This is a genomic window from Planomonospora sp. ID91781 (assembly GCF_015711595.1).
Lineage (GTDB): Bacteria > Actinomycetota > Actinomycetes > Streptosporangiales > Streptosporangiaceae > Planomonospora > Planomonospora parontospora.
Window position 1 is genome coordinate 42,053 of sequence record NZ_JABTEY010000003.1, and the last position, 22,601, is coordinate 64,653.

Below are 22,601 nucleotides of genomic sequence, written 5' to 3' on the forward strand. Positions count from 1 at the left end.
GCCGAAACAGAGGCCATAGACCCATCTTTCCCACCAGGCTATGACAATGCGGACATATACGACTTTTTCTTCCTGCATACAGAATCGAGCCGGTGTATCGCGGGTACGGCTCCGCCATGGTTCAGCGAGAGGCGCCCGTGTCCCGTTCGGGCGACCATGACGAGATCAGGCGGTCGGCGCTGCCGCTGGCCGTACCCGAGGACCTCGACCCGCTGCTGGAACGCATCGGCGACGCCCGGTACGTCCTGATCGGCGAGGCGAGCCACGGCACGCACGACTTCTACGCCTGGCGGGCCGCGCTCACCCGGCGGCTGATCACCGAGAAGGACTTCCGGTTCGTCGGCGTCGAGGGCGACTGGCCCGACTGCCACCGGATCCACCGGGCGGTCACCGGCATCGGCGACGAGTCTCCCGGCGAGGCCGTGTACGGCTTCGCCCGCTGGCCCTCGTTCATGTGGGCCAACGAGGAGGTCGCGGATTTCTGCCGGTGGCTGCGCGGCTGGAACGACTCCCTGCCGACGCGGGCGCGCTGCGGCTTCCACGGCCTGGACGTCTACAGCCTGTGGGACTCGCTGCGGGCCGTGCGCGGCTACGCCCTCCGCCACCTGCCCGAGCAGGCCGACGCGGTGCTGCGCGCGCTGCACTGCTTCGAGGCCCGCGGGCACGACCCGCAGCAGTACGGCCTGGCGCTGCGCCTGCTCCCGGAGTCCTGCGAGGAGGCGGCCGTCGGCCTGCTGACGGCGGTCAGGCGGTCCGCGCCGGACGACGAGGCGGGTTTCGCCGCCCGGCAGAACGCCGAGGTCGTGGCCGGGGCCGAGGAGTACTACCGCGCCATGCTGCGGGGCGGGGCCGAGTCGTGGAACGTCCGCGACGTCCACATGGCCGACACCCTCGACCGGCTGACCGGGTTCTACGGGGACGGCGCGAAGGCGGTCGTCTGGGCCCACAACACCCATGTCGGCGACGCCCGCGCCACCGACATGGCGGCGGCCGGGATGACCAACCTCGGGCAGCTGGTCCGGGAGCGGCACGGCGGGAACGGCGGGAACGGCGGCGGTGGCGGTTCCGACGGCGACGGCGGTGCGGTGGTGCTGGTCGGTTTCGGGACGCACCGGGGCACGGTGGTCGCGGGCGACGAGTGGGGCGCGCCGGCCGAGGTCATGCCGGTCCCGCCCGCCCGGTCGGCGTCTCTGGAGTCGCTGCTGCACGAGGCCGAACCGGAGGGCGCGCTGTTCGTCGTGCCGCCGCCCGGCGACCGGCCCGGGTGGTACGACCGGCCGGTGGGCCACCGGGCCATCGGCGTGGTCTACCACCCGGAGCGCGACCACCTGCGCAACTACGTCCGGACGGTTCCCGGCCGCCGCTACGACGCGTTCCTCTGGCTGGACCGGACGAGCGCCCTGCGCCCCCTGCACGGCGAGCCGCCCGGCGAGGCGGAGCCCGAGACGTTCCCCACGGCGCTGTGAACCACGATCCCGTGAACCACCGCTCCGCGAACCGCCATCCCGTGAACCACCGCCCCGCGAACCACGGCGCTGCCGACCACCGCCCCGTGCGCCCGCCGGATCACCAGCGGTGGTGGACCTGGGGCCGGATCAGCTCGTCGTAGACCTCCCGCACCCGCTGCAGGGTGTCCGCGGGCAGCGGGGGCGCCTCGGCGGCCGCCGCGTTGGCGCGGGCCTGACCGGGGTTGCGGGCGCCGGGGATGACCACGGAGACACCGGGCTGGTCGATGATCCAGCGCAGCGCGAACTGCGCCGTGGTCATCCGCTCCGGGACGAGCGGGCTCAGGCGGCGCACCGCCTCCAGGCCGGTGGCGTAGTCGACGCCGGAGAAGGTCTCGCCGACGTCGAACGCCTCGCCGTGCCGGTTGAAGCTGCGGTGGTCGTCGGGGGCGAAGACGGTGGACTCGTCGTACTTGCCCGACAGCAGGCCGCTGGCGAGCGGGACCCGGGCGATGATGCCGACCCCGGCCTCCGCCGCGGCCGGGAGCACCCGCTCCAGGGGCTTGAGCCGGAAGGCGTTGAGGATGATCTGCACGGTGGCCACGCCCGGCCGCGCGATCGCGGTCAGCGCCTCTTCGCAGGTCTCCACGCTCACCCCGTAGGCGGCGGTGCGCCCCTCCTCCACCAGGGTGTCCAGGGCGTCGAAGACGGCGCCGGAGGAGTAGACCGGCGTGGGCGGACAGTGCAGCTGCACCAGGTCGAGGGTGTCCACGCCGAGGTTCGCGCGGGACCGGTCGGTCCAGGCGCGGAAGTTGTCCAGCGTGTAGGCCGACGGCTCCTGGGCGACGCGCCGGCCCATCTTGGTCGCCACGGTCAGCCCGGGCCGGTCCTTGAGCAGGCGTCCGACGATCTGCTCGCTGCGGCCGTCGCCGTAGACGTCGGCCGTGTCGATGAAGTTCACCCCGGAGTCCACCGCGGCCTCCAGGGTGGCCAGCGCCTCGTCCTCGCCCACCTCACCCCAGTCGGCGCCCAGCTGCCAGGCCCCGAGTCCGACGACTCCGATGTTTCTACCGGTTTTTCCTAGAATGCGCTGTTCCACGTGCCCGATCGTAGCCGTACGGCGCACCCTGGCCGGGCGGGGACCCGCCGGAACGGCCCGGCGGACGGGCGGGCCCGCGGAGCGGACCGTCAGCTCCGCCCGGCGACGGCCTTGCTGACGGCGTTGGGCCCGTCGTACTCCCTGTCCGGGACCTCCTGCAGCGCCTTGATCATCTCGTCGTCGGCCCCTTGCTCCCGGGCCGCCCGCACCAGGTCGTCGCGTCTGGCCGGGTAGTCGACGCCCGAGAGGTGCTTCTGCAGTTCGATCGGATTCGGTGTGCCGGTCATCGGACTCTCTTCCCCCGAGTTCATTCCCTGCCAGGGACCGACTACCCGGAGTGACGGCTGATCACTCATCCGCCGGAGGACCGCGAGGAGCCCCGGACCCGGGGTCCGGGGCCCCGTCTCCAGCAGCCGCCGCGCCGCCTCGATCCGGGGTGGGAGCACCCGGCGGCCCGCCAGCGCCCGGGGCAGCCGCCGGACGGCGTGCCACAGCCCCCGCCGTCCCTCCGCCCCGCCGCACGCGGCGGTGAGCGCGCTGCGGGCCACCACCGGCCACGGCCGCCTCAGGACCGCGGTGAGCAGCGCGTTGCGCACCGCCAGGACCCGCCTGCCCTGCGGATCCCGCGAGGGCGACGGGTGGTGGTGGGCGACGACGTCCTCGACATAGGACAGTCCCCAGCCGGCCGCCGCCAGGTCCACCGCCAGCCGCTCCTCCTCCCCGTAGAAGAAGACGACATCGTCGAAGCCGCCGGCCGCCAGGTACGCCTCCCGCCGCACCACCGCTCCGCACGCCATGAACCCTAGGACGCTCGGGCCGGGAAGGTCCGGTTCCGTCCCGAGCGGGGAACCGGCCATCTCCGCACAGATCGGGTCCGGCCGCTCCTCCGGGCCCACCAGCATCCGTCCGGCCAGCACCGCCAGGCGGGGGTGGGCGTCCAGCACGTCCGCGGCACGCTCCAGCGCGCCGGGGGCCCACCAGGAATCGTCGTCGGCGAAGGCGACGTAGGGGGTCGAGGCGTGCCGCGCGCCGACGTTGCGGGCCTGCGCGCCGAGGTTCCGCCCCAGCTCGATCACCCGGACACGGGGGAAGCGCCGCCGCACGAAGGCCGGGCTGCCGTCGACCGAACCGTTGTCGACGAGGATCACGGGGCACTCGTGGCGCGCCAGGGACCGTTCGAGATCATCGCGGCGGTCCCGGCTGGCGACCACCACCGTCACGCGTCCGGCCGCCGGCCGGCCGGTCCCGTCCGCCGCGTCCCCCCGCCGCGCCGGGCACGCGCAGACCGACGGGTCATCACGGACCGACGGATCATCGCAGACCGACGGATCTTCACCGGCCGACGGATCATCACAGGACAGGGTGCTCACATCCGATCGGTGCCCGGGCCGGGGGGCTCTCGCCCGCGCCCGGCCGGTCGGAGGGCCGCACGTCCGTCTCCCCGAGTCGGGGAGGGCGCGGCGTTGGCGCGACCGGCCTGCCGTGCGCAGCCGCCCGGCAGGCTTGCCGCCGGAGGTCTCCCTCCGGCGCGAGACGGTCGCAAGCCGCCATTTACCCGGCCGGAGAAGACGGGAAACCCCGTCGACCGGCCTCCCGCGCGGAGGATCCGGCCGCCCCCCGGAACCGGCCGGTCCCGGGCCGAACCGGAGCCTCCCCGCCGCGGTCCGGTCGGGCTCCGACCCGGCCCGGTCCCCGGCCCGGTTCGGCCCTCGGTCTGGCCCCGGCCCGGCGGGGTCCTGTGCCCGGCCTCCGACCCGGCGGGGTCCTCCACTCGGCCTCCGGCCCGTCTCAGTCCTCGGTCCTCGAGGGCTTGAGCGGATCGTGGCCGACCTCCATCAGGACACGCCGCCGCTCGTCGTCCTCGGCCGCGGAGGCGCCTGCCTTCAGGCTCCCCACGAGCTCGACGACCCTGCGCATCGTGTCGAGGTCGTCAGGGGTGAGATCGACCTTGCGTTTGGCGAGGACGGTGAGCACCCCGCGGCCGAGCTCCGGCATGGCCTGCTCCGCGTCCACGGGAAGGGCGTCCTCTCCGGAGGCGGACGCCATCAGGAAGGCCCGCAGTTCCTCCGAGGTCATGTTCACGGACCGGTGGAACTCGTCCCACAGGTGGTCGCGCTCCGGGTCTGAACGGTCGGTCATGATGATCCTCCTGTCCTGCCGTCCCGGCGGTGTGCGGTCCGGGTCCGGCGCAACGGTGACCGTACCCACCGGGACCTCGACCATCGCCGGTCCGCGGCATTCGCCGGTCCCTCCCGCGCGCCACGGACCACACGCCACCGACCACCGACCACCGACCACCGACCACCGACCACCGACCACCGACCACGAGCAACGGCAACGGCAACGGCAACGGCAACGGCAACGGCAACGGGCAAGAATCCCCAGCCGGGGAAGATCTGCCGCGCCGCGGGCGTGAAGCCGGGCCGGGTGCGGTACGACCTGAGCAGACACCGGTTCGCATCCGGAAGAAGGACGTGCCGTGACCGAATCCGACCTCTCCCAGCCGCCGACACGCGACCTGTGCGGCACCATGCTCGTGCACCGGAGGCTGCTCAACGAGAGCACGACCTACCGGTCCCGGCGCGCGGTGATCGAGAACCGGGCGCTCCAGTACGAACGGGGGCGGCGCTCCCCGGCCCGCACCGACGTGGTCACCATCCCGGTCGTCGTCCACGTGGTGCACAATCCCGCCGTCCCGGCGCAGAACATCGGCGACGACCAGGTCCACAGCCAGATCGCCGTCCTCAACCGGGACTTCCGCGCCGCCAATCCCGACCTGGACAAGGTTCCCGAGGTGTGGCGGCCGCTGGTGGCGGACGCGAGGATCGAGTTCCGGCTGGCGGCGCTGGACCCGGAGGGCGAGCCGACGGACGGGATCGTCCGGGTCCCGACCGGCCGGACGTCGTTCGGCTTCGACGACGCCGTGAAGTCGTCCGCGTCCGGCGGCTCCGACCCGTGGCCCACCGACGAGTACCTCAACGTCTGGGTCTGCCAGCTGGGCGGCGGGCTGCTCGGCTACGCGCAGTTCCCGGGCGGCCCCCCGCAGACCGACGGCGTCGTGATCCTGCACAGCGCGTTCGGCACCACCGGTACGGCCGCGCCCCCGTTCGACGGCGGACGCACCGCGACGCACGAGATCGGCCACTGGCTGGACCTGTACCACATCTGGGGCGACGACGACGGGGCCTGCAGCAGCGACGACAAGGTCGCCGACACACCGAACCAGGCCGACGCGAACACCGGCTCCCCCGTCTTCCCGCACGTCTCCTGCGGCAACGGCCCGCACGGGGACATGTTCGTCAACTACATGGACTACACCGACGACGCCGCCATGTTCATGTTCACCCGCGGCCAGTCCAAGCGGATGGACGCCTGCCTGGAGGGCGCCCGGGCGTCCTTCCTGGTCGCCTCGGGCGCCCTGACGGCTCCGTCCCCGTCCCTGTCCGCCCTGTCCGCCCCGCCTGCCGCGGGCGGGCCGGTCAGGAACGGGACCGCCCCGGGCGGGATCACCCAGCAGGCCGCGATGCCCGGACCTGCGCACTGGCCCGCACCCGCCGCCGCTCCGGGTGTGACCGGTACGGCGGGCACGGCGGGCGCCGCCGCGGCGGACGCGGCGACGGTACCCGCGCAGCCCGGTCCGGACGGGCATGCCGGACCGGACGGCGAGGTGGGACGGTTGCTGCGGGACAGCGAGCGGCTGGCCGCCGAGGTCCTGAAGGAGATCCGTACCGTGATCGACATGGTCGGCGGCGGCGACCGCCCCGGCGGATGACCGGCCGCCGCGAGGACCCCGCGGACGGCGGAGCGGCGGCCGGGACCCCCGACATCGTCGGCACGTGGCTCCACTCCCACGAGGAGGACACCGGCAGCACGGCGGTGTACCGCCCCGCCGAGCACCCGTTCCAGCCCTCCCGGCGGGTGCGCGACGGGCTGGAGTTCCGGCCCGACGGGACGTTCGCCGAGCTCCGTCCCGGCCCGGACGACCGCCCGCGGGAGACGCTCGGCCGGTGGCGGGACCACGGCTCCGGCCGCGTCCGGGTCTCCTTCCCCGAGGGCCGGGGCGACCCCTTCGAGCTCGTCGTCCTCTCCTGCGAGGACGGCGTGCTCACCGTCGCCCGATGAACCCCGACGCACCCCGGCGAGCCCTGATGAACCCCGGCGAACCCCGGCGAACCCCGGTGGATCCTGATGAACGCGGTCACCGGCACGGTGGGTCGTGGGGCAGGTCCGGGACGTGCTGCCGCCACTCCTTCCCGGTGATCGCTGCCCCGGCCCGCTCGCAGACGTAGCGGACCGACTCCTCGACGCCGGAGTCCCACAACTGGATCCCCTCGTCGCCGGCGGTGGCGATCACGTCCCCCCGGGGCAGGAAGGCGACGTCGCCCATCGGCCGGTCGTCCCGCTGCAGGACCGCGCGCAGTCGCGGGCGGGCCGGATCCGCCACGTCCCACAGCCGCAGGGCGGCCTCCTCCCCGGTGGTGGCCAGCGTCCGGCCGTCGGGGCTGAACGCCGCCCCCATGCCGGAGACCGGGTGTCCGGCGAACGAGGCCAGGCGGGACGGGCGCGCGGGGTCGGAGACGTCCCACAGGCACACGGTGCCGTCCGTCGAGGTGGTCGCCAGCAGGCGCCCGTCCGGGGCGAAGCCCGCCCCCGCCAGTGTGCCGCCGGGGGGTGTGAGTGTGCCCAGCCCGACCGGCCGCCGGGGGTCCCGCACGTCGTACAGGCGGACCGACCGCCCGGTGGGGACCGCCGCCACGACTCCGCCGCCCGGGCTCGGCGCCAGGCCGGAGACCTTCTCCCGCAGGCCGGGCAGGGTCGCCACGGGCCTCGGCCGGGCCGGGTCGGCCACGTCCCACAACCGGACCGTCCCGTCCTGCGAGGAGGTGATGAGGGTCCGGCCGTCCCGGCCGGCGAACAGCACCGACAGCGCCAGGTCCCCGCCGGGGCGGAGGACCGCCAGCGTCCGGGGCCGGGCGGGATCGGCCACGTCCCACAACCGGACCGTCTCGTCCCAGGACGCGGTGGCCAGCAACCGCCCGTCCGGGCTGAAGACGGCCTGCTGGACGCCGTTGCCGTGTCCGCTGAGCGTTCCCATGATCCGCGGCCGCTCCGGGTCCCGCACGTCCCACAGCCTGCCGGTGCCGTCGCCGAACACCCCGGCGACCGTACGGCCGTCCCGGCTGACGGCCATGTCCCACAGCTCCCCCCGCTGCCCGACGAGACGGGGCGTGCCGGGGACGCCGCCCGCCCCGGCGGCGGGCCAGACCCGCAGCGTCAGGTCGCCCGAGGCGCTCACGAGGTCTCCGCGCCCGGCGGCCCCGGAAGCTCCGGAGGTTCCGGACGCCCCGGCAGGGGCGGCACCGCGAGGAGCCGCGGCGACCGCGAAGACGGTGTCGGTGTGTCCCTCGAGGATCTCCGACAGGACCGGTGCGCCCCCGGCCCGCGTCTCCCACACGTAGACGCCGCCGTCGTTCGAGGAACCCGCCATGACACGGCCGCCCGCGCCGAACGCCAGGTCGTAGACGCTGTCGGTGGCGTCGGTGAGGTGCGCGGCCCGCCGGGGCCGGGCGGGGTCGCGCACGTCCCAGATCCGCACCGTGGAGTCCTGGCTCCCGGTGGCCAGCGTGGTCCCGCCGGGTGCGAACGCCACGGCCTGGACGGGCCTGACATGGCCCCGCAGGACGGAGACCGCCCTCGGGCGGGCGGGATCGGTGATGTCCCACAGCCGCGCCGTGCGGTCCATGGAGGCGGTGGCGAGCGTCCGGCCGTCCGGGCCGAACGCGATCCCGCGCACCTCGTCGGCGTGCCCGGCCAGCACGGCCGCCGGCCGGGGGCGGGCCGCATCGCGCGTGTCCCACAGCCGGGCCGTGCCGTCGGCCGACGACAGCGCGAGCAGCGTGCCGCCGGGGCTGAACGCCACCGCGTTCAGGCTCCCGGCCCCGGCGCGGAACTCCGAGACCCGGCGCGGGGAGCGCGGTGCTCCGACGTCCCAGATCCGCACGGCGCCGTCGGCGGAGGAGGTCGCGAGCAGTCTCCCGCCGGGGTGGAAGGCCACCCCGTGGACCTCGTCGGCGTGGCCGGTGAGGACGGCGGCCTGCCGGGGCCCGCCCGCGCCGGTCGTGTCCCACAGCCGCGCCGTGCCGTCGGCCGAGGCCGAGGCGAACGTCCGGCCGTCGGGGCCGAAGTCGACGTCGTAGACGTAGCCCGTGTGGCCGAGGACGCGGGCCCCGAGCGGCCGGGTGCGGGCGGCCATCACCGCTCCGCGCGTCTCCGGGATCGGGGCCAGCCGGTAGGCCTGGAGGCGCAGCTGCGCGGCCAGCGCGGTGTCGGGGACCTTCAGCGCGGTGCCGACCAGCTGACGGGCGGTCGCGCGGTTCCGCTGGTCGAGCGCCTCCTGCCCCTGGACCCGGGCGTACACGCCCGCCGTCACCGCGACCAGGAGCAGGGACGCCAGCGCGGTGATCACCGATGCCGCGACCCGCCTGCGGCGGCGGTCGCGCCGCGCCGACGCCTCCAGGAAGGCCCTCTCCGGTCCGGCTGGCCCGTCCTCGGCGGCGGCGCGGACCGCGGCCCGCGCCGCGGCCAGGCGGCTGTCGGAGTAGAGGTAGGAGGGGTCGCGCGAGTGCCGCTCCCACGCCTCGGCGTCCGCCGTCAGGCGCCGGCGCACGAGCAGGCCCGCCCGGTCGGCGTCGAGCCACTCCCGCAGCCGGGGCCAGGCGTGGATGAGCGCCTCGTGGGTGATCTCGGCGGTGTCCTCGTCCACCGTGACCAGGCGGGCGCGGACGAACTCGTCGAGCACCTCCCGGACGGCCGCCCCGCGGTGGCCGTCCTCCGGCAGCAGTTCGGCGACGGCGACCCTCCGGCGGGTGTCGTCGGTCCCGGCCTCCAGGTGGACCAGGCGCAGGAACAGCTCGCGGGCGACGGGCCGCGCGTCCGGCCCGAGCCGTCGCATGGTGTCGTCCGCGCTCATCGCCAGGGACCGCGAGATGCCGCCGGAGGCCCGGTAGGCGGCGAGCGTCAGGACGGGACCGGTGCGCCGCTGCCAGGTGGAGAGCAGCGCGTGGGAGAGCAGCGGGAGCACCCCGGGCCGGGCCTCCGCCGGGCCGGACGTCCCGAGGTCCTCCAGGAGGAGGTCCACCAGGCCCTCCTCCAGGACCAGGCCCGCCTGCGCCGCGGGCTTCTCGATCGCCTCCCGGAGCTGGGCCGCGGTCATCGGGCCGACCACCTCCGGGTGCTTGAGCGCCTCCAGCAGTTCGGGGTGGGCGGCGCAGTGGCCGAAGAAGTCGGCACGGACCGCGACCACGACCGCGGTGGGCGGCCGTCCCTCCCCCTCCCGCCTCTCGCAGATCCCGGTGAGCGCACCGACGAACCTCCGGCGCAGCGCCTCGTCCGGGCAGGCGGTGAAGAGCTCCTCGAACTGGTCGACGACGACGAGCACTGGCCCGTCACCGCCTTCCCGCCCGTCACCGCCTTCCGGTACGGCGAGCGGCGCGACCCGCCGGACGAACTCCGCCACCGGATCGGTCCCGGGGGTGAGGACGACGCACCGCAGGCCGCCGGCGGTCGCGCGCCGCAGCGCCGGGATCAGACCGGCCTGCAGCAGGGAGGACTTCCCCGACCCGGACGGCCCGGTGACCAGCAGCGGACCGCCTTCCCGCAGCCGCTCCCGCACCCGCCCCACCAGGCTCCGCGTCAGTTCCCGCCTGCCGTGGAACAGCCGCTCGTCGGCGGGGCCGAACGCCCTCAGCCCGCGATAGGGGCTCTCCTCGCCGGACTCCACCGGTCGCGGGGCGGTCGCGGCGGCCGGGGCGCGGTAGGCCGGGTTCACCGCGAACGGGCAGCGGTCGCCGAGGTCGGTGGCCTGCCGCCGGGGGCGGGGGAGGCCCTTCTCCGGCAGCGCCCGCGCCAGGAACCGGTAGACGTGGTCGAGTGTGAGCACCGGCGGGCCCGTGGGGTCGCCCTCACGCAGCAGGCGGAGCAGTTCACCGGTGAACGCCGTGCACCGCTCGCCCGGCAGCGCCCACGACGCCTCGTCCCTGCCGGACGAGGTGAGCAGGTAGGCGCCCGGCCAGGCCGCGTCGAAGGCGTCGCTGGCCCCCGGATGCGGCGCCCCCCGCGCCCGCCCGGCGAAGCAGCAGTCGAGGACGACCACCACGTTCTCGGCCGGGCACTGCGAGAGCACCTCGCGCACCACCGAGTACGGCAGCGCCTGATAGGCGGCCGCACCCCGGGTGAGATCGGCCGTGGCGCAGGTGGCGAGGTGGAGCTCACCGCTCGGGCTGACGACCCCGTGGCCCACGTAGTAGAACATCAGGACCGACGTCGCCTCCCGGGCGCCCCGGACCACGGCCTCGCTCAGCCTCCCCGGATCGGCGGGGTCGACCAGCGTGGTCAGGTCGGCGGGGTCCAGGCCGGCCCGCTCGACGAGACAGCCCCCGAGGTCCTCGATCGTGGCCGGGACGGCGGGGACCGGGGGGAGCCGCGAGCCGGGGCCGTGCGTGCCGGTCCCGGCCAGGAGCACCCTGGTCCCCGGCGCGGACAGCGCGAGCCGCGGAGCCTCCCACGGCTCCGGCGGCGGCCCGCCCGCCGTCACCGCGTCAGGCGGGTGCGGGGCCCCGTCCGCCGCCACGGGTCACCCTCGGCTGCCGGCCTTCTGGAAGGTCTGGACGACCTGCTCGGTGATCTCGTCGACCTGCGTGTGCTCGAGGTTCCGCAGGCCCGAGGCGCCGACCTCGATCTCCCTGTCGCCGTCGGCGAGCCTGACGCTCACCTCTCCGGTGCGGGTGCGCAGCCAGGCGATCACCGTCGCGGCCGTCGAGCAGAGCGTGCCCCCGGCGTCGAGCAGGACCTGCAGCGCCTCGGGGGACGGCCCCATCGTCCCGGGATCGGGCGGCCGCTCCTCCATCACCACGCGGCCGCGCAGGTCCGTCTCCTCCTGCAGCCACGCGTACAGCTCCCGCAGGTGGTCCCGGCTTCCCGTCTCCGCGTTCACCACGATATGCATGACATTTCCCCCGTTTCATCCCCAAAGTAGACAGCGGGGGTCGTTCCGTGAACTCCGCTCTCCTCACAGGGGGGTAAAGAGATCTCTCGCGTGGTCGGCCACGGCCGCGCCGGTCACGGTCGCCCGGATCGGCAGGAAGTCCATGCAGAGCCGGATCGCGCCGGGCAGCACCGCGTGCGGCACCCGCATCGACAGCGTGCAGTGCGGCACCCAGCCGCCCGGCCGGTAGACGTCGAAACCGCCGATCCCCGCCGCGTCGAGCCGCCCGTGCACCGCCGCGTGGTGGGCCAGCAGCTCCGCCGTGGGGACCGGGCCCAGCCAGAGCACCCGGCCCAGGAACTGCCCGACGAAGTCGAACCGCAGCTCCAGCGGCGGGGCGGCGTCCATGCCCGCCAGCGCCGCGGCCACTCCGGGGCCGTCCAGCTCGGCGGCGCTGAGCAGCGAGACGTGCGGGCGGTGCCGGCCCTTCAGCAGCTCCCCCATCGACTGGACGCCGGCCTGGGCCAGCGCCCTCCACAGGGTCCTGATCCGCTTCTCGGCGGCCGGATCGAGGTAGAGCTCCAGCGCGGCGACCATGCCGGAAGACTAGCGCCGCCGGATCGGCACCGGCGATTCCGTCCTGATCTCCCACTGGGCGGAAGACCGGCCTCGGCAGCCGGCGCCGCCGCCCACCATGCTCACCGCATGCGAACTCAGGTCGGGATCATCGGAGCGGGCCCCGCCGGTCTCCTGCTCTCCCATCTGCTCCATCTGCGCGGGATCTCCTCGGTGGTGCTGGAGCGCCGCAGCCGCGAGTACGTGGAGAGGCGGGTGCGGGCGGGCGTGCTGGAGCAGGGGACGGTCGACACCCTCGTCGCCGCGGGGGTGGGCGAGCGGCTCCTGCGCGAGGGCCTCCCCCACCGGGGCATCGAGCTGCGGTACGGCGGCGCGGGCCACCGCATCGCCTTCGAGCGGCTGGTGCCGGGCCGGGCCATCACCGTCTACGGCCAGCAGGAGGTCGTCAAGGACCTCATCGCCGCCCGGCTCGCGGCGGACGGCGACGTCCGCTTCGAGGTGGACGACGTGGCGGTGCACGACATCGGCACCGACCGGCCGTACGTCACCTTCGGCGGCGGCGAGCGGCTGGACTGCGACGTCATCGCCGGCTGCGACGGCTTCCACGGGGTGACCCGGCCGTCGATCCCGGACGGCGTGCTCACCGCCTACGAGCGGGAGTACCCCTTCGCCTGGCTGGGCGTCCTGGCCCGCGTCGAGCCCTCCGCCGAGGAGCTGATCTACGCGCGGACCGAGCGCGGCTTCGCCCTGCACAGCATGCGCTCGCCCGAGGTCAGCCGGTTCTACCTGCAGGTCCCCGCCGGCACCGACCTCGCCGACTGGCCCGACGAGCGCGTCTGGGCGGAGCTGAGGACCCGCCTGGAGACGGTGCCGGGCTTCTCCCTGGCCACCGGCGAGATCTTCGAGAGGGGCGTCACGCCCCTGCGGAGCTTCGTCGCCGAGCCCATGCAGTACGGCAGGCTGTACCTGGCCGGCGACGCCGCGCACATCGTCCCGCCCACCGGCGCCAAGGGCCTCAACCTGGCGGTCGCGGACGTGCGGGTGCTGACCGGGGCGCTGGCCCGCTTCTACGCCGACGGCTCCACCGAACTGCTCGACGGCTACTCGGCGGCCTGCCTGAAGCGCGTGTGGCGGGCCCAGCACTTCTCCTGGTGGATGACGACGCTGCTGCACACCTTCGACTCCGACGACGCCTACGGGCGGCGCCTGCAGCTGTCCCACCTGGACTACGTGACGTCGTCGGAGGCCGCGGCGGCGACGCTCGCGGAGAACTACGTCGGCCTGCCGTACGAGGACGGGGACCCGGCAGGACCGTGAGGACCTGGCCGCCGCGCCCCGGCGCGGCTGGTCAGGGGGCGAGGGCGCGGCGGTCAGGCCCGGGGGCCCAGGCACGGCGGTCGGGCGGGTCCGGGGCTCAGGCCCGGGGGCCGGGGGCGCGGCGGAAGGCGAAGGGCTGGCTCTCGCGGCCCGGGACCACGAACCAGCACTCCCCCGTGCCGTCGCTGTCCAGCAGCCGGAAGAACGTGTCGACGACCTCGGAGACGTCCAGGATCGGGAAGCCCAGCTGCTCCAGCACCGCCTTGCCCTCACCCAGGATCGCGGTGTCGGCGAACGACGGGCACAGGCCCTGCACCTTGATGCCGGAGGACTGCAGGTCCTGGCCGAGCGAGCGGACGAGGCCCACGACGGCGTGCTTGTTGGCCGCGTAGATGGGGTCGTGCGGGATGCCGACGATCCCCGCCATGCTCGCGGTGGCCACGATCGTCCCGCCGCCCGCGGCCCGCAGCGCGGGGAGCGCGGCGTGCACGCCGAACACGACGCCGTCGAGGTTGACGCCCATCGCCAGGCGGTAGCGCCGGACGTCGAAGTCGTCGCCCAGCCCGCAGCCGGAGGAGATGCCGGCGTTGAGGAACGCGAGGTCGAGCCTGCCGTACCGCTCGGCGGCGACGGCCACCGCCGCCTCGTTGTCCTCCAGGCGGGTCACGTCGCAGTGCGTGAAGACCCCGCCGATCTCGTCGGCGACCTCCTTGCCCGCGGCGTCGTCGACGTCGGCGAGCACGACCCGGGCGCCCTTCGCGGCGAGCCGCCGGGCCACCGCCGCGCCGATCCCGTTGCCGCCGCCGGTGACCAGGGCGACCTTTCCGCCGAGCCGGTCGCCGCGGACCTCGTTGAAGCCCGCCGCCGGCCGCTCGCCGGGGTCCGCGCCCATCCCGCTGAGCAGTCCGCCGCCCGCGCCGAACCGGTCCTGCGTGGTCTCGCTCACAGCGGCAGCCCTCCCGTGGCGGCGTTGGTCGAACCGGTGGCCCGGTACGCCGCGATCGTACGCTCGGCGATGCGCATCTGGTGGATCTCGTCGGCCCCGTCGGCGAAGCGGGCCCAGCGGGCGTGCTGGAACATGTGGGCCAGCGGAGTGTCGGTCGAGTAGCCCAGCGCGCCGTGCACCTGGATGGCCCGGTCCACGATCCGGTTGAGGCTGTTGGCCACGAAGTGCTTGGCCATCGAGACCTCGGTGCGGAAGTCCTCGCCCTTGTCGATCTTCGAGGCGGCGTGCAGGACCATGAGCTTGCACTGGTAGAGCTCCATGGCCGAGTCGGCGATCAGCCACTGGATGCCCTGCTTCTCGGCGAGCAGCGAACCGTGGCTGTAGCGGTTGAGCGCCCGGTCGACCATCATGTCCAGCGCGGTCTCGGCCTGCGAGATCCAGCGCATGCAGTGGGCCAGCCGGGCCGGGCCGAGGCGGTACTGGCCGAGCTTGTGGCCGTTGCCGCGCCCGCCGAGGATCTGACTGTCGGGGACCCGCAGGTCGGTGATGACGATCTCGCTGTGGCCGGTCGAGCCGTGCATCGTCTCGACCTCGCGGACGTCGTTCCAGCCCTCCTGGGGGATGTCGACGAGGAACGCGGTGTTGGCGCCGCGGGCGCCCTCGGGCATGTCGGGCTCGGTGCGGGCGATGAGGATGGCGAAGGCCGCCCGGCGGGCGTTGGAGATGAACCACTTGTGGCCGTTGATCACCCACTCGTCGCCGTCCTTGACGGCGTGGGTGCGGATCAGCGTCGGGTCGGAGCCGGCCACCTCCGGCTCGGTCATCGCGAAGCACGACATCTTGTGGCCCTTGAGCAGAGGCTTGAGGTATTTCTCCTTCTGCTCGTCGGTCGCCCAGTGCAGCAGGGTGTGCATGTTGCCCTCGTCGGGCGCCTGGCAGTTGAACACCCACGGCCCCAGCCGGGTCTTGGCCGCCTCGGACTGCACCATGGCCAGCTCGACGTGGCCCAGACCCATGCCGCCCCACTCCTTCGGCATGTGCGGCAGCCAGAGCCCCTCGGCCTTCGCCTTCTCACGCAGCCCGAAGATGGTCCGGATGTACTCGTCGCGGCTGAGGACCTTCTCCTCGTCGTCGAAGCCCTCGACCGCCGGGATGATGGTCTCCTGCACGAAGGCCCGCACCCGGCGGCGGATCTCCTCGTGCTCGGGAGCGAGTGTGAAGTCGATGGCCATGCGTGCGAACCCTCTGTCCTGGTCGATCTGCCCTGGTCGACGTCCCGCGCGATGTCCTCCGCGGCGCCGCCACGATTTGATGCGACTGCATGACGTTTTCAGTCACATGCATGATTAGCTTAACGAGCCCTCCCGCCGCCATCAAGGGCGGTGCGGGACGCGATGATCCGGTGAACCCATGGACGCCAGGAGGAGGAGCACCGATGCCGCCCAACCCCGAGGCCACGTGCAGGCGGCTGGTCGCGGCCGCAGAGCGCCTGTTCGCCGAGAAGGGGATCGAGGGGGTGTCGCTGCGGGAGATCAACGCCGCGGCGGGCCAGCGCAACTCGACGGCGCTGCAGTACCACTTCGGGGACCGGGCGGGGCTGCTGACCGCGGTCCTGGCCAAGCACCAGCCCGAGGTGGAGGTCCGCCGCCACCAGCTGCTCGACGAGTACGAGGCGCGCGGCGGCCTGCCCGCCGCCGAGGCACGCCGCACGCTGGCGGCCGCACTGGTACGGCCGATGGCCGCGAAGCTGGCCGACTCCGACGGCGGCCGGTCCTATCTGCGGATCATGGAGCAGCTGGTGCACCGCAGCCGCCTGCCGGCGCTCCGCGACGCGCAGGACGACCCCGGCCAGAGCATCAACCGCTGGCGGGAGCTGGTGGCCCCGCTGCTCTCCGAGGTCGCCGTGCGCCGGCTGCACCAGCGGTTCATGGCCATCCGGGTGACCTACGTGGAGCTGGCCCGCCGCGCCGAGGGGCCCGGGGGGAAGGACGACCGGCTCTTCACCAGCCATCTGATCGACGTCGTCTCGGCGGTGCTGGCCACCGAGGTGTCCGACGAGACGGCCCGGCTGCTCGCCGAACGCGACGCCCGCCCCCGGCCGGAGCCGGGCGGTCCGGCGGACGGCCTGGGAGGCCTGCGTCGCCGGGAAGGGCGGGGGAACGCGTGAGCGCCCGCCTCCGGGTTTTCCGGGGAGGCGGGCGCTGGGTCGGGGCCGGTCGGGTGCGGCGGGCGGTCGGTTCGGAGTGGGCGGTCGGTGCGGGATGGGCGGTCGGTGCGGGGCGGGTGGTCACTTCAGGATCGGCAGGCGCTCGACCAGGGGGGTGGCGGCCCAGCGGGCGCCCAGGCCCAGGGTGTCGCCGGCGCGGGTGAGGGCCAGGGTGACCAGGACGACGGCGTAGACGATGTGGTCGTCCACGGCGGGGTTGGTCTCCAGGGGCAGGGCCGCGGCCCACATCAGCAGCATCATGGTCGCGCCGGCGCCGGCGGCGACGCGCAGGCCGATGCCCAGGAGCAGGGCGGTGCCGACGCCCGCCAGGCCGAGCATGAACAGCCAGTCCACCCAGGCCTGTCCGGCCAGGGCGCCGAACAGGCCGCCGAGGGCGTTGTCGCCGGTGCCCTTGAGGAAGCCGGTGGTGGGGCTGCCGCCGTTGATCCAGGCCTTGGCGGCGGGGGTGGCGAAGCCCAGGCCGAACAGCTTGTCGACGAAGGCCCACAGGAAGACCCAGCCCAGCGCGATGCGGGCGGCGGCCAGGCCGTGGACGGCGGCCGGGGTCAGGGTGCGGGCGGCGGCCGGGGCGGCCGCGACGCGGATGGCGGTGGGGGCGGTGCGGCGGCCGGTGCGCTGGGTGCGGCCTTCGATGATCGCCATGGTGGGCTCCTCGGGGGGTTTTCGTCTCTCGGTTACGTCACCCAGTACATCAGCTCGCATCCCCGGTTCCGCAGAGCCGTACGGCTCGCCCGGGCCGACCCGAAGTCCCGGCGTGGAAGGACTTTCGGCCCTGCCGGCCCTGCCCCGCGCACCCGCCCGCGCAGGAGGGCCGTGGTCACGACGGAGTGCGGCTTCCGGCCCCGCCCCGCACCCGCCCGCCGGGGAGGGCCGGAGACCGGCCCCGGGCGCCCCGCACCGGGGACCTCAGGCAGCGCCCAGCCACAGGTCGGGGCCGAACACCTCGTAGTGGACGTCGCGCGCGGCGACCCCCGCCCGGAGGAGCTGGGCGCGCACGTCCCGCATGAACGGCAGCGGGCCGCACATGTAGACGACCGCGCCCTCGGGGACGTCCACGTCGGACAGGTCCATCCGGCCGGAGCGGGCGCGGCCGCAGGCCCCCTCCTCGTACCAGAGGACCCGCTCGCCGCCAGGCAGCGCCTCGGTCAGCCGCTCCATGTCCTGGCGCAGGGCATGCTCGGCCTCGGACCGGTCGGCGTGCAGCACCAGGACGCGGCGGGTGGCGCCGGTCAGGGCCAGGTGCTGCAGCATGGCGGTGACGGGCGTGCAGCCGATGCCCGCGGAGACGAGGACGAGAGGCGCGTCCCCGTCCTCCAGCACCACGTCCCCGAAGGGGGCGGACAGGGTCAGCTCGTCCCCTTCGGCCACGGTGTCGTGGAGCAGGGCGGACACCTCCCCGTCCGGGGAGCCCTCCACCCGCGCCCGCTTGACGGTGATGCGGCGCAGCCCGTCCTCGCCGTGCCCCGAGAGGGTGTACTGCCGGAGCTGGTGCACGCCGTCGGGCAGCTCCACCCGCACGCTGACGTACTGGCCGGGGCCGGCCGGCGGGACGGGTTCGTCACCGGTCGGGGCCAGCACGAAGGAGACCGTGTCCGCCGTCTCCTCCCGCCGCTCGACGACCCGCCACCGCCGCCAGGTGCGCCCGCCGCGCGCCCCGGCCTCGGCGTAGATCCTCGCCTCCATCGCGATCAGCCCGCCGGCCATCAGCCAGTAGACCTCGTCCCAGGCGGCGGCGACCTGCGGGGTGACGGCGTCGCCGAGCACCTCGGCGATCGCGGCGAAGAGGTACTTGTGGACGATCACGTACTGGTCGTCGGTGACGCCGACCGCGGCGTGCTTGTGCGCGATGCGGGAGAGCAGGTGGTCGGGGCGCTCGTCGGGATGGTCCAGCAGCGCGGTCGCGAACGCCGCGATGGAGCCCGCCAGCGCCCTGCGCTGCTCGCCGTTGCGCTGGTTGCCCCGGTTGAACACGCCGTCGAGCAGCTCCGGGCGCTCGGCGAACATCGTGTCGTAGAACCGCGCGGTGATCGCGTCGAGGGACGCACCCACCGCGGGGAGAGTGGCGCGGACGGTCGCGGCGGACTCGGCGGACAACATGTCGACCTCCAGGGACGGCGGAACGGAGATCCCTCTTAAATTGGAATCTGAAATACAGATTAAGAGGCAGGTCCGCCGCTCCCCCACCGGGGGTCGTCCGGACGCCGGAGCGACTGCTCCGCCACGGAGGTCAGGGAGAGCAGGACGGGCCCCGTGGGCGCCGCGACCAGGGAGTCGACCGTGACCGCGTCGAGGGAGGCGTAGAAGGCCTCCTGCGCCTGGCGGAGCGCCGCCCGCAGACGGCAGGCCGCCCGGAGCGGGCACGGCGGGTCGTCCTCGCATCCCACCACGTCGTCCGCGCCCTCCAGCGCGCGGACGACGCCGCCGACCGACGCCCCGCGCCCGGCCTCCGACAGCCGCATCCCGCCGCCCCGCCCGCGCCGGGCCTCCACCAGCCCCAGCTCGCTCAGGCGCGCCACCGCCTTGGCCGCGTGGGTATACGGCACGGCGAGCATGTCCGCGACCACCCGGGTGGTCAGCAGCTCGCCCTCCCCCGCCACGGCCAGCCGCATCACGATGCGCAGCGAGATGTCGGTGAAAGCGGTCAGACGCATGGCCTTACGGTAGGCGCTCCGCGTCCCTGCTCCGCGGGCCTCGGCCGTACGGCCCGCCCGTACGGCTCACCGAGCGGCCCGTCCGGGCGGCCCGCGGGACCGGCGGCCCCTCGGAGAACGAGCCGGAACGCGGGCCGGAGCCGCGCCGGAGGCGCGGGGCGCCGGGCGGGGATGGATGGACCCGACCGGGCCGGGTACGTCACCGGTTCGATGTTCCCGAACCGAGGAGTGATCGTCCGATGAGCGAATACCAGCGTTCCCGCACGATGACCGCGCCGCCGGAGACGGTGTTCGACAGGGCCAGCGACCTGGACCGGCTGGACTCCTGGCTCCCCCGGGACCTGCACGTGCGGGCCGAGGACCCGCCGGCGGTGACCGTGCACGAGGACGGCAGCGGCAGGGACGAGCGCGCGCTCTTCCGGGCGCAGCGCGACCAGCTCCGGCTCGAGTGGGGGACGCGCGACGACAGCCGCTACGCGGGCTGGCTGCAGGTCGCGAGCATCAGCGACCAGGCCAGCGAGGTGACCGTGCACCTGTCGTTCTTCGACGAGGAGCACGCCCCCTCCGGCGACGAGGTCGACCACGCCCTGGAGAAGAGCCTGGAGCGGCTGGCCGAGCAGGTGCGGGTGTAGGTCCGCCGGAACCGCACGGGAGAGACCGCACCCGCACCCAGACGGGCCGCCGGAACCGCGCGGGAGAGACCGCACCCGCACCCGGGCGGCCCTCCCGCAGGGGAGGGCCGGGGACCCGCCTCCCGGTCAGAGGTGCAGCTTGCGCTCACCCGCGCCGTGCCATTCCAGCAGCAGCACGGTGGCGTCGTCCTGGAGCTGCCCCTGGTGGTAGTCCAGGACGCTGCGGACGAGGCGGCGCAGGGTCTCCGGCACCGGCAGCCCGTCGGCGTTGCGGCGGATGATGAAGTCGGCGAAGCGGCTGAGGCCGAACTCCTCGCCGTCGCGGTTGCGGGCCTCGGTGATGCCGTCGGTGTAGAGCAGGACGCGGTCACCGGGTTCGAGCTGCTCCTGGCAGAGCGAGACGGGAAGGCCCAGGTCGAGGCCCACGGGGTGGGCGGGGTCGCACTCGAGGGTGGAGACCCAGCGCCCGCCCCGGATCACGATCGGCGGGTGGTGCCCGCGGGTGACCCAGGAGAAGACGCCGCTGCGCAGGTCCAGCTGGGCCAGGATCGCGGTGGCGAAGCGGCTGCCCCGGCCGAACTCCTCGATCAGGGCGTGCTCGATCGCCACGCTCGTGGTGATCAGGTCGGCTCCCTGGCGGCGGCTGTTCCGGCAGGCGGCGACGGCGAGGCTCGCGGTCAGGCCGGCGGAGGCGTCGTGGCCCATCGCGTCGAAGACCGCCAGGTTCACCAGGTCTCCGGCGAGGGCGTAGTCGAAGGCGTCGCCGCCGATCTCGTAGGCGGGCTCCAGGACCGCACCGACCACCACCTCCTCGTTGGCGAAGGTCAGCGGCGGCATGAGGTTCCACTGCATCTCCGCGGCGACGCTCATCGAGCGGGTCCGCACCAGCCGGGCGTAGGAGTCGCTCTGCGAGCGCTTGCTCACCATCAGCAGCGCCACCAGCGACGCCAGGGCCCGCATGTCCTCCTGGACCCGCTCGTCGGCGCCGTCGGCTCCGTCCGCGCCGATCCGCAGCACCCCCAGGCGCTCGGTGCCGTCCAGCAGCGGCACCCACCAGCCCCCGCCGCCGTCCCCGCCCGGCCTGGCGATGATCCGCATCTCCTGGAAGGCGCGGCCGGCGAGGGTCCCCTCGATCCGCAGTTCGTCCCTCTCCAGTTCGGGCTCCTCGTAGGAGTGCACCCCGTGCCCGGTCAGCAGGCGGAGCACCTCCTGGCGCAGGTCGGCCACGTAGATCAGCACCTCGTTCAGCCCGGCGTGGGCGGCGCACTCCTCGACCAGGGACGGCAGCTGCTCCATCCCCGACAGGTGGCTGCCCCCGACCAGCCCCTCCAGCATCCGCACCCGGCCCGCGGAGACATCCATGGCGCCGTCCCCTCCCCGCACGCGACGTCCCGGGCTCCGTCCTCCACCCCCTGGACGCTCCGCGGCCCCCTGCGCGGCAGGCGGGAACGCGGAGCCGGAACGGCCCCGGACCCTTCTCCTACCCCGGCCGCTCGATCCCAAGTCACCGTCCGTCCCGCCGGCGCACCTTCAGCTCACCGTCAGCGCCCCGCGGGCTCCACCACCGGCGCCTCGCGTACGGCGGAGCGGGGCCGCAGGGAGCCGGCCAGCCCGACGCCCGCCAGGGAGACGGCCGCGATCAGGCCGAACGCGGCGGGCAGCGAGGTCACGTCGGCCACCCAGCCGATCACCGCCGGGGCCACCAGGCCGGACAGGTAGGTGATCGTCGCGATCCCCGCCACGCCCTGGCCGGGCGTCGGGGTGGCGTTGCCCCCGGCGGCGAAGACCAGCGGCACGGTCACGGCGACGCCCAGGCCCAGCAGGACGAATCCGGCGACGCCCGGCCCCGGGGTGCGCGCGACGGCGACCAGGACGCAGCCGGCGGCGGCGAGCAGGCCTCCCGCGCGGACGGTCAGGACCGGCCCGAGCCGGTCGACGACCAGGTCGCCCGCCAGCCGGGTGACCGACATGGCCAGGGAGAAGACGGCGAAGCAGGCCGCCGCGAGCCCGGCTCCGGCACCGGTGACGTCCTCGATGTAGACGGCGGCCCAGTTCCGGCCGGCGCCCTCGGCGAAGGTGGCGCAGAACCCGACGACGCCGATCGCGAGGATCGCCCGCGACGGCACGGCGAACCGGGGCGGAGGCTGCTCCCCGGGCTCGGGCCGGGTGTCGAGCAGCCCGCGGCTCACCACGGCGCCGGCGGCCAGCAGCACGAGCGCCGTCGCCGCGTGGTGCAGGCGCGCGTCGACGGCGAACTCGGCGGCGAGCGCGCCCACGCCCGCACCGGCCAGGGCGCCGACGCTCCACATGCCGTGCAGCCCCGACATGACCGAGCGGCCCAGCCGCTGCTCGACGACCACTCCCTGGGCGTTCATCGCGACGTCGCACGTGCCGGCCGCGGCGCCGTACAGGAAGAGCGCCGCGCAGAGCCAGGGGAACCCGGGGGACAGGGTGGGGAGCGCGAGCGCGGCGCACCACAGGGCGAGCAGGACCCGCGTCGCCGTCCGCCCGCCGTACCGGTGGACCAGGCGGCCGGACATCGGCATGGCCACGAAGGCTCCGAGCGCCGGGAAGAACAGGGCGAGTCCCAGCGCGGCGGAGTCCAGTGCGAGGTGGTCCTGCAGCCACGGGATGCGGGTCGCCCAGCTCCCGGCGACCGCGCCGTGCACGGTGAACACCGCGGCGACGGCGATCCGGGCACGTTTCGTGTCGGTATGCATGGGTT

Annotated in this window: 19 protein-coding genes; 6 read left to right on the forward strand and 13 right to left on the reverse strand. The window is 74.6% G+C overall.

Annotation, left to right across the window (positions count from 1 at the left end):
- Positions 1 to 116 precede the first annotated feature (116 nt).
- Positions 117 to 1,466 carry an erythromycin esterase family protein gene (locus HS048_RS30560; protein ID WP_196469579.1) on the forward strand — a complete coding sequence of 450 codons (1,350 nt, stop codon included), beginning with the start codon at positions 117 to 119 and terminating at the stop codon, positions 1,464 to 1,466.
- Between the two features lie 100 nt (positions 1,467 to 1,566).
- Here the strand turns inward: HS048_RS30560 and HS048_RS30565 are convergent, their stop codons facing one another.
- The 3 genes from HS048_RS30565 to HS048_RS30580 all read right to left on the reverse strand — a co-directional run bounded on the left by HS048_RS30565 (position 1,567) and on the right by HS048_RS30580 (position 4,683).
- Positions 1,567 to 2,544, reverse strand: a complete 978-nt coding sequence (locus HS048_RS30565) for an aldo/keto reductase (RefSeq protein WP_068904459.1) — start codon at positions 2,542 to 2,544, stop codon at positions 1,567 to 1,569.
- Between the two features lie 89 nt (positions 2,545 to 2,633).
- Positions 2,634 to 3,764, reverse strand: a complete 1,131-nt coding sequence (locus HS048_RS30575; RefSeq protein ID WP_307832707.1) for a glycosyltransferase — start codon at positions 3,762 to 3,764, stop codon at positions 2,634 to 2,636.
- A 568-nt stretch (positions 3,765 to 4,332) separates the two neighbouring features.
- Positions 4,333 to 4,683 carry a DUF3140 domain-containing protein gene (locus tag HS048_RS30580; protein WP_084009127.1) on the reverse strand — a complete coding sequence of 117 codons (351 nt, stop codon included), beginning with the start codon at positions 4,681 to 4,683 and terminating at the stop codon, positions 4,333 to 4,335.
- 340 nt (positions 4,684 to 5,023) lie between these two features.
- On the opposite strand from HS048_RS30580, the gene HS048_RS30585 reads away from it, so the two are divergent.
- On the forward strand, positions 5,024 to 6,316 hold the full coding sequence (locus tag HS048_RS30585; RefSeq protein ID WP_196469580.1) for a zinc metalloprotease: 1,293 nt from the start codon (positions 5,024 to 5,026) through the stop codon (positions 6,314 to 6,316).
- Complete coding sequence (locus HS048_RS30590) at positions 6,313 to 6,666, forward strand: hypothetical protein (protein ID WP_068904456.1); 354 nt, start codon at positions 6,313 to 6,315, stop codon at positions 6,664 to 6,666. The genes HS048_RS30585 and HS048_RS30590 overlap by 4 nt, the downstream gene beginning before the upstream one ends.
- Positions 6,667 to 6,742: 76 nt before the next feature.
- On the opposite strand, the gene HS048_RS30595 is transcribed toward HS048_RS30590, so the two are convergent.
- From HS048_RS30595 to HS048_RS30605, 3 genes are all read right to left on the reverse strand, one after another.
- Positions 6,743 to 11,173 (reverse strand): caspase family protein, encoded by a 4,431-nt coding sequence (locus tag HS048_RS30595; protein WP_196469581.1) that lies wholly within the window; start codon positions 11,171 to 11,173, stop codon positions 6,743 to 6,745.
- Between the two features lie 3 nt (positions 11,174 to 11,176).
- Positions 11,177 to 11,548: a hypothetical protein gene (locus tag HS048_RS30600; RefSeq protein WP_196469582.1), complete on the reverse strand. Its 372-nt coding sequence runs from the start codon at positions 11,546 to 11,548 to the stop codon at positions 11,177 to 11,179.
- A gap of 63 nt (positions 11,549 to 11,611) precedes the next feature.
- Positions 11,612 to 12,124 carry a 2'-5' RNA ligase family protein gene (locus HS048_RS30605; RefSeq protein WP_068904452.1) on the reverse strand — a complete coding sequence of 171 codons (513 nt, stop codon included), beginning with the start codon at positions 12,122 to 12,124 and terminating at the stop codon, positions 11,612 to 11,614.
- A gap of 108 nt (positions 12,125 to 12,232) precedes the next feature.
- Between HS048_RS30605 and pobA the strand changes: the two genes are divergently transcribed.
- Positions 12,233 to 13,420, forward strand: a complete 1,188-nt coding sequence (gene pobA, locus HS048_RS30610) for a 4-hydroxybenzoate 3-monooxygenase (protein ID WP_196469583.1) — start codon at positions 12,233 to 12,235, stop codon at positions 13,418 to 13,420.
- A 97-nt stretch (positions 13,421 to 13,517) separates the two neighbouring features.
- On the opposite strand, the gene HS048_RS30615 is transcribed toward pobA, so the two are convergent.
- Positions 13,518 to 14,366: an SDR family NAD(P)-dependent oxidoreductase gene (locus tag HS048_RS30615; protein ID WP_307832708.1), complete on the reverse strand. Its 849-nt coding sequence runs from the start codon at positions 14,364 to 14,366 to the stop codon at positions 13,518 to 13,520.
- Positions 14,363 to 15,598: an acyl-CoA dehydrogenase family protein gene (locus HS048_RS30620; protein WP_196469584.1), complete on the reverse strand. Its 1,236-nt coding sequence runs from the start codon at positions 15,596 to 15,598 to the stop codon at positions 14,363 to 14,365. The genes HS048_RS30615 and HS048_RS30620 overlap by 4 nt, the downstream gene beginning before the upstream one ends.
- Positions 15,599 to 15,801: 203 nt before the next feature.
- On the opposite strand from HS048_RS30620, the gene HS048_RS30625 reads away from it, so the two are divergent.
- Positions 15,802 to 16,533, forward strand: a complete 732-nt coding sequence (locus HS048_RS30625; RefSeq protein WP_196469585.1) for a TetR/AcrR family transcriptional regulator — start codon at positions 15,802 to 15,804, stop codon at positions 16,531 to 16,533.
- A gap of 120 nt (positions 16,534 to 16,653) precedes the next feature.
- On the opposite strand, the gene HS048_RS30630 is transcribed toward HS048_RS30625, so the two are convergent.
- The 3 genes from HS048_RS30630 to HS048_RS30640 all read right to left on the reverse strand — a co-directional run bounded on the left by HS048_RS30630 (position 16,654) and on the right by HS048_RS30640 (position 19,244).
- Positions 16,654 to 17,235: a DoxX family membrane protein gene (locus HS048_RS30630; protein ID WP_196469586.1), complete on the reverse strand. Its 582-nt coding sequence runs from the start codon at positions 17,233 to 17,235 to the stop codon at positions 16,654 to 16,656.
- 264 nt (positions 17,236 to 17,499) lie between these two features.
- Entirely contained in the window at positions 17,500 to 18,690 is a 1,191-nt protein-coding gene (locus HS048_RS30635; protein WP_196469587.1) for a globin domain-containing protein, read from the reverse strand.
- Between the two features lie 59 nt (positions 18,691 to 18,749).
- Complete coding sequence (locus HS048_RS30640; RefSeq protein WP_196469588.1) at positions 18,750 to 19,244, reverse strand: Rrf2 family transcriptional regulator; 495 nt, start codon at positions 19,242 to 19,244, stop codon at positions 18,750 to 18,752.
- A gap of 239 nt (positions 19,245 to 19,483) precedes the next feature.
- Between HS048_RS30640 and HS048_RS30645 the strand changes: the two genes are divergently transcribed.
- Positions 19,484 to 19,876 carry an SRPBCC family protein gene (locus HS048_RS30645; protein ID WP_068903462.1) on the forward strand — a complete coding sequence of 131 codons (393 nt, stop codon included), beginning with the start codon at positions 19,484 to 19,486 and terminating at the stop codon, positions 19,874 to 19,876.
- Positions 19,877 to 20,002: 126 nt separating this feature from the next.
- On the opposite strand, the gene HS048_RS30650 is transcribed toward HS048_RS30645, so the two are convergent.
- Complete coding sequence (locus tag HS048_RS30650; protein WP_196469589.1) at positions 20,003 to 21,238, reverse strand: PP2C family protein-serine/threonine phosphatase; 1,236 nt, start codon at positions 21,236 to 21,238, stop codon at positions 20,003 to 20,005.
- Between the two features lie 179 nt (positions 21,239 to 21,417).
- Complete coding sequence (locus HS048_RS30655) at positions 21,418 to 22,596, reverse strand: MFS transporter (protein WP_196469590.1); 1,179 nt, start codon at positions 22,594 to 22,596, stop codon at positions 21,418 to 21,420.
- Between the last annotated feature and the right edge of the window lie 5 nt (positions 22,597 to 22,601).

Coding starts and splice junctions, on each gene's coding strand:
- HS048_RS30590 (WP_068904456.1), top strand. CDS start 6,313: ATGACCGGCCGCCGCGAGGACCCCGCGGACGGCGGAGCGGCGGCCGGG.
- HS048_RS30655 (WP_196469590.1), bottom strand. CDS start 22,596: ATGCATACCGACACGAAACGTGCCCGGATCGCCGTCGCCGCGGTGTTC.
- HS048_RS30580 (WP_084009127.1), bottom strand. CDS start 4,683: ATGACCGACCGTTCAGACCCGGAGCGCGACCACCTGTGGGACGAGTTC.
- HS048_RS30605 (WP_068904452.1), bottom strand. CDS start 12,124: ATGGTCGCCGCGCTGGAGCTCTACCTCGATCCGGCCGCCGAGAAGCGG.
- pobA (WP_196469583.1), top strand. CDS start 12,233: ATGCGAACTCAGGTCGGGATCATCGGAGCGGGCCCCGCCGGTCTCCTG.
- HS048_RS30650 (WP_196469589.1), bottom strand. CDS start 21,238: ATGGATGTCTCCGCGGGCCGGGTGCGGATGCTGGAGGGGCTGGTCGGG.
- HS048_RS30625 (WP_196469585.1), top strand. CDS start 15,802: ATGCCGCCCAACCCCGAGGCCACGTGCAGGCGGCTGGTCGCGGCCGCA.
- HS048_RS30640 (WP_196469588.1), bottom strand. CDS start 19,244: ATGCGTCTGACCGCTTTCACCGACATCTCGCTGCGCATCGTGATGCGG.
- HS048_RS30635 (WP_196469587.1), bottom strand. CDS start 18,690: ATGTTGTCCGCCGAGTCCGCCGCGACCGTCCGCGCCACTCTCCCCGCG.
- HS048_RS30560 (WP_196469579.1), top strand. CDS start 117: ATGGTTCAGCGAGAGGCGCCCGTGTCCCGTTCGGGCGACCATGACGAG.
- HS048_RS30645 (WP_068903462.1), top strand. CDS start 19,484: ATGAGCGAATACCAGCGTTCCCGCACGATGACCGCGCCGCCGGAGACG.
- HS048_RS30600 (WP_196469582.1), bottom strand. CDS start 11,548: ATGCATATCGTGGTGAACGCGGAGACGGGAAGCCGGGACCACCTGCGG.
- HS048_RS30620 (WP_196469584.1), bottom strand. CDS start 15,598: ATGGCCATCGACTTCACACTCGCTCCCGAGCACGAGGAGATCCGCCGC.
- HS048_RS30630 (WP_196469586.1), bottom strand. CDS start 17,235: ATGGCGATCATCGAAGGCCGCACCCAGCGCACCGGCCGCCGCACCGCC.